11 protein-coding genes are annotated in these 9782 nt (G+C 63.2%); 5 read left to right on the plus strand and 6 right to left on the minus strand.

From position 1 onward, the window contains the following. From EN925_RS10365 to EN925_RS10375, 3 genes are all read left to right on the plus strand, one after another. Positions 1–1102 (plus strand): ATP-grasp domain-containing protein (locus EN925_RS10365; RefSeq protein ID WP_128336508.1); only part of this gene is annotated, 1102 nt, incomplete at its 5' end. Continuing rightward, positions 1092–1487, plus strand: a complete 396-nt coding sequence (locus EN925_RS10370) for a biotin attachment protein (RefSeq protein WP_127368257.1) — start codon at positions 1092–1094, stop codon at positions 1485–1487. The genes EN925_RS10365 and EN925_RS10370, both read left to right, overlap by 11 nt. Before the next feature lie 11 nt (positions 1488–1498). Beyond that, entirely contained in the window at positions 1499–2299 is an 801-nt protein-coding gene (locus EN925_RS10375) for a 5-oxoprolinase subunit PxpA (protein ID WP_164753414.1), read from the plus strand. A 51-nt stretch (positions 2300–2350) separates the two neighbouring features. On the opposite strand, the gene EN925_RS10380 is transcribed toward EN925_RS10375, so the two are convergent. From EN925_RS10380 to EN925_RS10405, 6 genes are read right to left on the minus strand one after another with little or no spacing between them, the layout of a single operon-like run. After that, positions 2351–3376, minus strand: a complete 1026-nt coding sequence (locus EN925_RS10380; protein ID WP_127368258.1) for a proline racemase family protein — start codon at positions 3374–3376, stop codon at positions 2351–2353. A 35-nt stretch (positions 3377–3411) separates the two neighbouring features. Then, positions 3412–4443 (minus strand): Ldh family oxidoreductase, encoded by a 1032-nt coding sequence (locus tag EN925_RS10385; protein WP_127384514.1) that lies wholly within the window; start codon positions 4441–4443, stop codon positions 3412–3414. A gap of 38 nt (positions 4444–4481) precedes the next feature. After that, entirely contained in the window at positions 4482–5645 is a 1164-nt protein-coding gene (locus tag EN925_RS10390) for an epoxide hydrolase family protein (RefSeq protein WP_127368800.1), read from the minus strand. Next, positions 5642–6622 (minus strand): biotin-dependent carboxyltransferase family protein, encoded by a 981-nt coding sequence (locus EN925_RS10395; protein ID WP_127368799.1) that lies wholly within the window; start codon positions 6620–6622, stop codon positions 5642–5644. The genes EN925_RS10390 and EN925_RS10395 overlap by 4 nt, the downstream gene beginning before the upstream one ends. Further along, positions 6619–7281 (minus strand): 5-oxoprolinase subunit PxpB, encoded by a 663-nt coding sequence (gene pxpB / locus EN925_RS10400; RefSeq protein ID WP_127368798.1) that lies wholly within the window; start codon positions 7279–7281, stop codon positions 6619–6621. The genes EN925_RS10395 and pxpB overlap by 4 nt, the downstream gene beginning before the upstream one ends. 6 nt (positions 7282–7287) lie before the next feature. Then, entirely contained in the window at positions 7288–8064 is a 777-nt protein-coding gene (locus tag EN925_RS10405) for an SDR family oxidoreductase (RefSeq protein ID WP_041164662.1), read from the minus strand. 240 nt (positions 8065–8304) lie between these two features. Between EN925_RS10405 and EN925_RS10410 the strand changes: the two genes are divergently transcribed. Then, entirely contained in the window at positions 8305–8940 is a 636-nt protein-coding gene (locus tag EN925_RS10410) for an RraA family protein (protein WP_013525175.1), read from the plus strand. Between the two features lie 148 nt (positions 8941–9088). Further along, positions 9089–9782 (plus strand): branched-chain amino acid ABC transporter substrate-binding protein (locus tag EN925_RS10415; protein WP_245487216.1); only part of this gene is annotated, 694 nt, incomplete at its 3' end.

Consider the following 9782-nt stretch of genomic DNA (forward strand, 5'->3'; position numbering starts at 1 on the left):
CGCCGAGGCTGTCGAAAACGCCGGCCTCATCTTCGTCGGGCCATCCGCGACGGCGATCCGTACCATGGGAGACAAGGTCTCCGCCAAGCGCACCATGATAGCCGCCGGCGTTCCCTGCGTTGCGGGCTCGGAGGGCGCGCTGCCGCAGGATGAGCAAGAGGTGCGCGCCATTGCAGAGGCAATCGGCTATCCGGTCATCGTCAAGGCAGCGGGTGGCGGGGGCGGGCGCGGCATGCGTATCGCTCGCGATGAGCAGGCTCTGATGGAAGCCGTTTCCATGGCGGTGAAAGAGGCGGACCGGGCCTTCGGTAACCCGCAAGTCTATCTGGAAAAATTCCTCGAGCAGCCGCGCCATATCGAGATCCAGATTCTGGCGGACAAGCACGGTAGGGCTGTCTGGCTCGGCGAGCGGGATTGCTCCATGCAGCGCCGCCACCAGAAGATCATCGAGGAGGCGCCGGCGCCCGGCATCGCCCGCGAGGCGATTGGCGAAATCGGCGACCTCTGTGCCCGCGCATGCCTGACCATCGGCTATACAGGCGCTGGCACGTTCGAATTCCTCTACGAGGACGGGCGCTTCTCTTTCATCGAGATGAACACCCGCGTGCAGGTGGAGCATCCCGTCACCGAGCTCGTCACCGGTATCGATATCGTGCGCGAACAGATCCGCATCGCCCGGGGCGAGCCGCTGTCGTTCAGCCAGGAAGACATCCGCATTCAGGGCCACGCCGTGGAATGCCGCATCAACGCTGAAGATCCCTACAGCTTTCGGCCGCATCCGGGCCGGGTCGAGCGCTGGACGCCGCCCGGCGGTCCCGGTATCCGCGTCGAATCGCATCTCTACTCCGGCTACACCGTGCCGCCGCACTACGATTCGCTGGTGGCGAAGCTCCTGGCGCATGGCGCGACGCGGGCCGAGGCTATCCGGCGCATGCGCGGGGCGCTGGGCGAGATGGAGGCAGTCGGCATCGCCACCAATGCGCCGCTGCACGGTATCCTGATGGAGGAGCCCGGCTTCGCCGCCGGAGGCTTCGACATCCATCATCTCGAACATCTCATTGAAGGCGGTCTGCTCCAGGGACGAGGCTGCGATGACGATTGAGGAGATCGAAAGGCTGACCGCCTGGTGCGCAAGCGCCGGCATAGGCGAGATCGAAGTGTCGGAGGCCGGCTTTTCGCTGCGGCTGCATATGCAGGCCGTTGTTGGCGAAACACCTGCGGCTGCGGCCGAAGCGCCGGTGCCCGAAACGGTCTTCAAGGGCGTGCGTGCGCCCGGAGTCGGCGTGCTCCGTATTGATCATCCAACGACCGGCCACCCTGTTGCCGGACCTGGCCAGACGGTCCGCAAGGGCGAGACGGTCGGCGTGCTGCAGGTCGGCCCATGCCTGAAGGCCGTGCTCGCGCCGGCAGACGGCGTGCTCGGCGCGGCACTGATCAAGGACGGAGCGGTCGTCGGTTACGGCACGCCGCTCTACGAACTGGTGTGAAGGCAAAGGCTATGGTTCGAACCACTGAGGAAAGCGCCGTGCCGGCCGAAGGATTGCAGGTCGATATCAATTCCGACATGGGGGAGGGTTTTGGAGCCTACAGGCTCGGCGACGATGCGGCTATCCTCGACATCGTCAGCTCCGCCAATGTGGCCTGCGGCTTTCATGCCGGTGACCCCGAGATCATGGCGGCCACGTTCTCGATGGCGCGCGACAAGGGCGTCGCCGTTGGCGCGCATCCGAGCTTCGCCGATCTGTGGGGGTTCGGACGCCGCGTAATCCCGCATTCCATGGATGAGATCGAAAGGCTGGTCGCCTACCAGATCGGCGCGGCACAGGCGCTCTCCGCCTATGCCGGCCACCCGATCCGCTACGTCAAAGCGCATGGCGCGCTGGGCAATCTTACCCAGACCGATCGTGGCGTCGCCGAAGCGGTGACGCGCGCGGTCAAGGCCGTCGATCCCGGCCTGATCTGCCTGGCCATTGCGCTCGGCTTCCAGGACAGGATCGCGCGTGACGCTGGCCTGGCGGTCAGGTCCGAAATCTTCGCCGACCGCGCCTATACGGAGGAAGGGTTTCTTGTATCGCGCAAGCTGGAGGGCGCCGTCATCCACGATGCCGAGAAGGCTGCTGAACGGGTCGTGCGGATGGTCAAGCAAGGCGCGATCGAGACGCTTTCCGGCCAGATGCTGCAGACGCCGATCGATTCAATCTGTGTCCACAGTGACACGCCAGCGGCCGTCGCCATCGCCGCGTGCGTCAGGAAACGACTGGAGGCGAGCGGCGTCAGGGTCAGAGCGTTCGCGGCCTGAGCGCGGCCGAACGGGTTACGCGGCCGCGCCGAGGGCACGGCCGCGTCCGTTTCAGAACCAGACGTCGCTGAGGCGATGGCCGCGTGGATAAGGGTCTGTCGGGTCGAGGCCATATTGGCCAATACTGGTGATCCAGGCCTGTCCAGCGATGGTGACCACGACCGCGTCGCGGTCGCCGACGTGCGCATTGGCGATCACGCGGGAATCGAAATGGGTCCCGATGATCGACCTGTTGCGGAACAGCTCGCCTTTGGCGATCTGGCCCTTTGCCGACATCACCGCCAGTCGCCCGGTGGTGCCGGTGCCTGTCGGCGAGCGGTCGAGCCTGCCATGCAGGCATACCGTGCCGTTGATGCTTTCCACGCGCCCGTCGACGCGCTCGATGGGACCTTCGAAAATCACGTTGGACACATCGCGGATCTTCGGGTTCTCCGGATGCACGACAACGAGCTGCTCGTTGACGGCTTTCTTGATGCGTTGGCCGATCAGCGACATCTGGTGTGCCTCGTCGGGTTTGACAGCGAACCCTAGTGCGCGCGCATTGACATGGGCGAAAGTCATGCCGCCATAGGAGGTGTCGACGGTGATCGTGCCAAGTCCCTCGACTTCGACTGGCGTGTCGAGGTGGACTGCGAAAGCCGGCACATTGGTGAACTCCACCTGCTTCACCTTGCCATTCTCGCAGAGGCAGCGCACCTCGATCATGCCTGCGGGTGCCTCCATGCGCAGCCGCGTCTCGGGTTCCTTCATAGGCACCATGCCCGTCTCCAGCGCCACGGTGGCGACGCAGATGGTGTTGGAGCCCGACATGGGCGGGTATTCAGTGCTTTCGAGGATCACATAGCCGAGGTCGGCCGAGCGATCGCAAGGCGGCAGGATGATGTTGGCGTTGACGTAGGGCGCGCCGCGCGGCTCGAAGAGAACGAGCCCGCGTATGTCATCCATATGCTCTTGCAGATACTCCTTCTTTTCGAACATGGTCTTGCCGGGCACGTCCATGATGCCGCCGGTGATCACGTTGCCGACTTCGCCCTCGGCATGGCAGCCGACGACCGTGAACGTTCTTGACCAGCGCATTTTTCTCCATTCCCCTTTATGATCATAGCTTCACTTCATACGCCGCCGAGTCCTCTCTCGAGAAAACGGTCGAGCTGTTCGATCTCCTGGGCTGAGAGGCTGATGCCGCCACTCTCCGATGCTGCTCGGGCAATGAACCGCCGCTGTGAGGGCAGCCGTGCACCCTGGCCAAGGATCGCCTCGAACAGGGCATCGGCACGGTCCAACGGATTGCCGGGGCGGCTCGAGGAAAAAGCTTGTGGCGAGAAAGCGATGATCAATTCTCCGTGGGACGGATAAAGCGTCGTGGTGCCGAGCAGATGGAGCGCCTCGGGGCTGGTCAGATCGCCGATCATGATCCCGGCGAGCAACTCGATCATCGTCGCGATGGCGGAACCCTTGTGCCCGCCGAAGGGAAGCATAGCGCCCGACAGGGCAGCTTCGGGGTCGGTCGTTGGCCTGCCGTCCGAATCCATGGCCCAGCCTTCCGGCAGCGACTTGCCTGCCCGGCGGTGGAGCTCGATCTCACCTCGCGCGGCAACCGAGGTCGCGAAGTCGAAAACATAGGGCGGCTGTTCTTCGCGCGGCCAGCCAAAGGCAAAAGGATTGGTACCCAGCAACGGTCCGTTGCCGCCGGTCGGGGCGACCGTGGCGTAGCTCGGACACATGGCCAGGCCGGCAAGGCCTGCCTGCGACAAGGCTTCGACTTCCACCCAAAGGGCGGAAAAATGGACGGCATCGTTGATCGCAAGCGCGGCAATGCCGCACGAACGTGCCCGCTCGACCAGCACCGGCAGACCCAGTTCGAAGGCCGGGTTGGCGAAGCCGCCCTTCGCATCCACTTTGATGATGGCGGGAGCATCTTGCGGCAACAATTCGGGCTCCGCGTTCGGGTTTACCTTACCCGCCCTGATCGTCCGCAGGGCGCCTTCAATGCGGTAGACACCATGTGACTTGCAAGCATCGCGTTCCGCCGCAACGATGACCCTTGTGATGGCGCTGGCCTGGATGGGGTTCAGTCCAGCCTTGCGGAAAATTGCATCGACGCGCTCATGCAGGGCATCGATGGTGATCGTGGTGTTGGTCATTTCTGGCCTTCGGGTTTGGCTGCGTGCAAACGCTGGCTTTAAAAATCCAGACCACCGGCAAAGGCTCTTAAATCCTGTGCAAGCAAAGCGGGCTGCTCGAGGGCCGCGAAATGACCACCGCGCGGCATCGCTGTCCACTGGCGGATGTCCTTGAAGACGCGCCCGACCCAGCTCCTCGGCGGCATCGGCATCTCTTTTGGAAACAACGCCACCGCAAGTGGAACGTGGATCGCGGTGCCCGACGCGAATGCAAGCGGGCGGGCGCGCGTTTCCCAATAGAGGCGCATCGACGAAGCGACCGTCCGGGTGAACCAGTAAAGCGAGATGTTGGCGAGCATGTCGTCGCGCGAAAAAGCAGCATTGCCCAGATCGCCACCGCAATCACTCCAGTCGCGGAACTTTTCGATCATCCAGGCTGCCAGTCCGACCGGTGAATCCGTCAGCCCGTAGGCAAGCGTTTGCGGGCGCGTCGCTTGAATATGAGCATAGGCGCCATGAATATCCGCCCATCCGGCTTTCCGTTCCAGGAAGGCGCGTTCTTCCGGCGTCAAGTCACCATCCGGGCTTGCATCGTGAGGCGGTGAGAATGAGCCAGGGATGAAATTCAGATGCACGCCGGCGAGACTGTCTGGATGTGCGTGCGCCAGACAGATCGACACGCTGGCGCCCAGATCGCCACCTTGCGCGAGATATCGCTTGTAGCCGAGACGGCTCATCAATTCAGCCCAAAGGTCGGCAACGGCAAACAGGTTGAGACCAGGCCTAGTCGGCCGGCTCGAAAAACCATAGCCGGGAATCGACGGAACCACGACGTTGAAGGCATCCTCCTGTCTTCCGCCATGCGAAAGCGGGTCGGTCAGAAGCGGGATCAGCTCATGAAATTCGAAGACGCTGCCTGGCCAGCCATGGGTGAGTATGACCGTTCTGCCGGTCGCAACAGCGGCGCGTGCATGGATGAAATGGATGGTTTGGCCGCCAATATCCGTCTGGTAGTGCGGATGGATGTTCCAGGCGGCTTCCTGCTTGCGCCAGTCGAAGCCGGTGCACCAGTGCTGCATAAGCCGCCGCAGTTCCTCGTGCTCCGTTCCTTGCGCCCAGCCTATTGCCTGCAACTGATCCGGCTCGCGCCAGTTCGAGATGCGCTTCCTCAAATCGTCGATTTCGGACTGGGCAATCTCGATGGTGAAGGGACGAATTTTCATGGAGCCCTCTGCTCGCCGACCATGAGGTTCCGGGCGGCGATAAAGTCGCGGCGTCGCTGCCAGTTCGTGCGAAGCGCTTCCGTCGACGCTTCGATCGAGACCGCTGAGAAACGCAGACGCGCGCCGACAGGCGCTTGTGCGAGCCGCCACAGGTCGGCTTCGATCACCGTAGCGATCTTCGGATAGCCGCCGCAAGTGTTGGCATCGGCAAGTTGGATGATTGGCTGGCCGGACGGTGGCACCTGGACAGTGCCGGGTACGATGCCGTGCGACAGCAATTCCATCGGTGACACGAGCGAGAGCGTCTCTCCGGAAAGGCGATATCCCATCCGGTTGGCGTCGTTGGTGATGCTCCATTCGCTTCCGGTGAAGGCTGCCTGGGACTCAGGGGTGAAGGCGTCGAACTCGGCGGCCGGCAGAACTCGCAACTCGAATGCCGAGGCAAAGCCGTCCACCGCGCCGCGTCGCTCTTCCAGCGCTGCGCCGATGCCGCCTGCGGGAAGCCGGCATTGCGCCGGGTTGAGCGCAAGCCGGTCACCGCGCGACAGGCCGCGCCCGCCGAGCCCGCCGAAGCCACCCTTCGCATCCGTCGCGCGCGACCCCATGACGAGGGGTAGATCGAGCCCCCCGGCAACGGCGATATAGGAACGCGCACCGGTGCGCGGTGCTTCGAGGACAAGCGTCTCACCGGCGCGGATCGCCATGGCCCACCAGGGCGGGCAGGGCCGATTACCGACGCTGACGGCGCAATCCGCGCCGGTGACAGCGACCGCGGTGTCGACATGCGTGCGCAGCCGGAACGGATGAAGCGCGACCTCGATCCCGGCAGCCGAGGGATCATTGCCCAGCATGAGATTGGCGATTGCAAGCGCTTGCCTGTCCATGGCGCCGCCATGGCTGACCCCCAGCGCAAGATGGCCAGGCCGGCCGAGATCCTGGATTGTGTTCGGCAGACCGGTGGTGAGGATCTCGATCATGCCTCAATCCCCGCGATCGTGAATCGGATCGTGTCTCCCGGCCAGAGCAGCACGGGCAATTCCGCTTCGGCGTTGAACAGCTTCACGTCGGTATGGCCGATCATGTGCCATCCGGACGGCGCAGTCATCGGCATGACGCCCGCCTGCGCACCGCCGATCATGACGGCGCCCTCAGTCACCTTCAGGCGAGGCGTGCTGCGCCTTGCCCAGGCAAGCCGTGGGTCGAGACCGGACAGATAGGGAAAGCCCGGCATGGCGCCGATGGCGGCGACGGTGTAGGCGGCTGCCGCGTGGCGCCTGACGGTCTCGTCGACAGACAGGCCGCAATGCGCGGCCCAGCCGGCGAGGTCCTCGCCGCGCGAGCCGCCATAGCTGACAGGAATAGTATGATGCGTGCCGGTCACCGCATGGGCATCGGTGCTGGTCCAGAGCGACATCAACTGATCGCCGACACTGTGGGCGTCCGTGGCGAGCGGGTCAAACACCACCAGCAGGTTGTTCATGCCGGGAACGGTCTCGCGCACCCCTTCGAGGCTCAGCGCAGCATTCGCTACCGCCCAGACCAGCTCCTGGGTGGCATCATCGAAAGCCCCCTGCGCCCCGTCGAGCAGCAGCGCGGCCGATCCCGCAAGACTGATGTGGGGCGTACCGACAACCATTGGCGGTCAGTCCTTCACCGGCATCGTATAATTCAGGATCAGGCGGCCGCCATCCGGATAGATGGTCTGGCCGACAATGTAGGAGGCGTCGTCGCTGGCCAGGAAGGATGCGACGCTGGCGATCTCCGAAGGTTCGCCACAGCGGCCGCTCGGCGTGCGCGACAGTATGGTCTGGCGCTGCGCTTCGCTGGCCATGACCGAGCTCTTGACCATGTCGGTCAGGATGGTGCCGGGGCCGATGGCGTTGACGCGAATGTTATGCGGAATCAATCCGACGGCCATCACCGCCGTCAACTGCTTGATGCCACCCTTGGACACGGCATAGGCGACGGAATTGGGAATGGCCAGGATGGCGTTGATCGACGACATGTTGATGATCGAGCCGCCGCGTCCCTGCGCGATCATGGCCCTTGCCGCGGCCTGCCCGAGAAGGAAGGGCGCCTTGAGATTGACGCGCTGAACCAGGTCGAAGGCTTCCTCGGGGAAGTCAACGAAATCGTCCAGATGGATGATGCCGGCATTGTTGATGAGGACGTCGACACCGCCGAATCGCTCCGTGGCCTTGGCAACAACATCGGCTGCCATCTCCTGGGTGCATTCGGAGAGATCCGCCGATAGCCAGGCGGCACGCTCGCCAAGACGTTCGGCATGCTCGCGTCCGCGATCGGCCTGCACGTCGACAAGCACCACCTTGGCGCCATCGGCATGAAAGCGCTCAGCGCAGGCAAGGCCCAGGCCTTGTGCCGCCCCGGTGACGATCACGACTTTTCCTGCGTGCTTCACAACTGAATCCCTTTTCACAATCATGACATCTATGGATATGTTATCCAATCTATCTTGAACTTTGACGCCATTGCAAGTCCGAATGGCAGGAGCGGTTGGGGCATTCTGACCAGACTTACGCCATTTATAAGTCGATTTGGCTTTTTTCTGCCGACAATCGCAAGGTCGGTTGACTCGACCGAATTAAGTATGATTGGATACTATATTCATAATAAGTGCCGACGAGGAGGAGTGCAGGCGATGGCGGATGGATCACAGGAAAGCGAACTGATCGACGCGTTCCGCGCTCTTGCGACGCCGTTGATCAGCGACAATCTCGCTCGCGTTCCCGGCGCTGTCGGGTTGCGGCCGTTTCATCGGGTGAGTGGCGTCATGGCGGGGAGAGCGCTGACGGTCAGGACTCGTCCCGGGGACAACCAGTTCATCCATCGTGCGCTCGATCTGTTGCAGCCAGGCGACGTCATTGTCGTCGACGGCGGTGGCTATGAGGGGCGCGCGCTGGTCGGCGAGATCATGACAAGTGTCGCGGCTTCGCGCGGCGCCGCGGGCATCGTCATCGACGGCGCCATTCGCGATGCAGGTGCCATCGGCCGCAATCCGTTCCCATGCTTCGCGCGGTCGGCCATCCATCTCGGACCTTACAAGGATGGTCCGGGAGCCATAAATGTTCCGGTCTGCATAGGCGGCATGGTCGTCGGTCCAGGCGACATCGTCGTCGGCGACGAAGATGGCGTCGTGGCATTTCCAATGGACGGTGCCGCGGCCTTGCTGGCCGCCGTCCGGGCGCAGGAAGCCCGCGAGGCCGAGATCATGCAGAGCATCCAGGAGAACCGCTATCAGGGAGCCTATGCCCGTGCTTCCAGCGGCAGTCACTGATCGGCGGATCAGGAGCCTGCCGGTGAGAAATCGCATGGCAGGCTGGCGATCTTGCTCAACAAAACCGCTCCGCAACTAACCGAGGGGCGAAACAATGCATTTCGGGCACGCCGCCTGGATGCGCCAACAGGGGAAATGGAGAGAATTAATGGTTGTTTCCTTCAAGAGGCTTGCCAAGAGGCTGGCTTGTGCGACCGCCCTTGCCGGGCTGGCTATGACCACGATGGCCGCGGCTGCCGATATAAAGATCGGCATCGTGGCTCCCATGACTGGCCAACTGGCCAGTGAAGGGCAGGATATGGAGAACGCCGTGAAGATGGCGATCGACGCCGTCAACGCCAAAGGTGGCGTCAACGGCGACAAGATCATCACCACGACCGCTGACGACGCCTGCGATCCGCAGCAGGCGGTGACCGCAGGCAGCAAGCTTGTCTCGGAAGGCGTGACCGCCATCGTTGGCGGCTACTGTTCGGGTGCCGTCTTGCCGACATTGAAGATCTACGGCGACGCCGGCATTCCGTTCGTCATCATCGGAGCGAACTCGACCAAGCTGGTCGCCGCCAATCAGGGTAATGCCTTCCTCGCCAATTCGACCGGCGACATGCAGGCGACTACAGCGGTGGAGCTCTTCAAGAAGAACGGCTACAAGAAGATCGCGGTCGTCGACGAAGGCGATGCCTATTCATCCGACCTGGCCAAGCTGACCGCCGAAGCCTTCAAGGGCGCAGGCGGCGAAATTGCCGCCAAGGAGACCACCACGGCCGGCGAGCAGGACTATTCGGCGGTCGTCACCAAGATCAAATCAAGCGGCGCCGACGCCGTCTTCTGGACCGCCTACCATG

It is taken from the genome of Mesorhizobium sp. M7A.F.Ca.US.006.04.2.1 (genome assembly GCF_004022915.1).
Classification (GTDB): Bacteria; Pseudomonadota; Alphaproteobacteria; order Rhizobiales; family Rhizobiaceae; genus Mesorhizobium; species Mesorhizobium ciceri.

What these genes read in the sequence shown, in the direction of transcription:
- EN925_RS10370 (WP_127368257.1), top strand. Translation starts at nt 1,092, where the DNA reads ATGACGATTGAGGAGATCGAAAGGCTGACCGCCTGGTGCGCAAGCGCC.
- EN925_RS10375 (WP_164753414.1), top strand. Translation starts at nt 1,499, where the DNA reads ATGGTTCGAACCACTGAGGAAAGCGCCGTGCCGGCCGAAGGATTGCAG.
- EN925_RS10380 (WP_127368258.1), bottom strand. Translation starts at nt 3,376, where the DNA reads ATGCGCTGGTCAAGAACGTTCACGGTCGTCGGCTGCCATGCCGAGGGC.
- EN925_RS10385 (WP_127384514.1), bottom strand. Translation starts at nt 4,443, where the DNA reads ATGACCAACACCACGATCACCATCGATGCCCTGCATGAGCGCGTCGAT.
- EN925_RS10390 (WP_127368800.1), bottom strand. Translation starts at nt 5,645, where the DNA reads ATGAAAATTCGTCCCTTCACCATCGAGATTGCCCAGTCCGAAATCGAC.
- EN925_RS10395 (WP_127368799.1), bottom strand. Translation starts at nt 6,622, where the DNA reads ATGATCGAGATCCTCACCACCGGTCTGCCGAACACAATCCAGGATCTC.
- pxpB (WP_127368798.1), bottom strand. Translation starts at nt 7,281, where the DNA reads ATGGTTGTCGGTACGCCCCACATCAGTCTTGCGGGATCGGCCGCGCTG.
- EN925_RS10410 (WP_013525175.1), top strand. Translation starts at nt 8,305, where the DNA reads ATGGCGGATGGATCACAGGAAAGCGAACTGATCGACGCGTTCCGCGCT.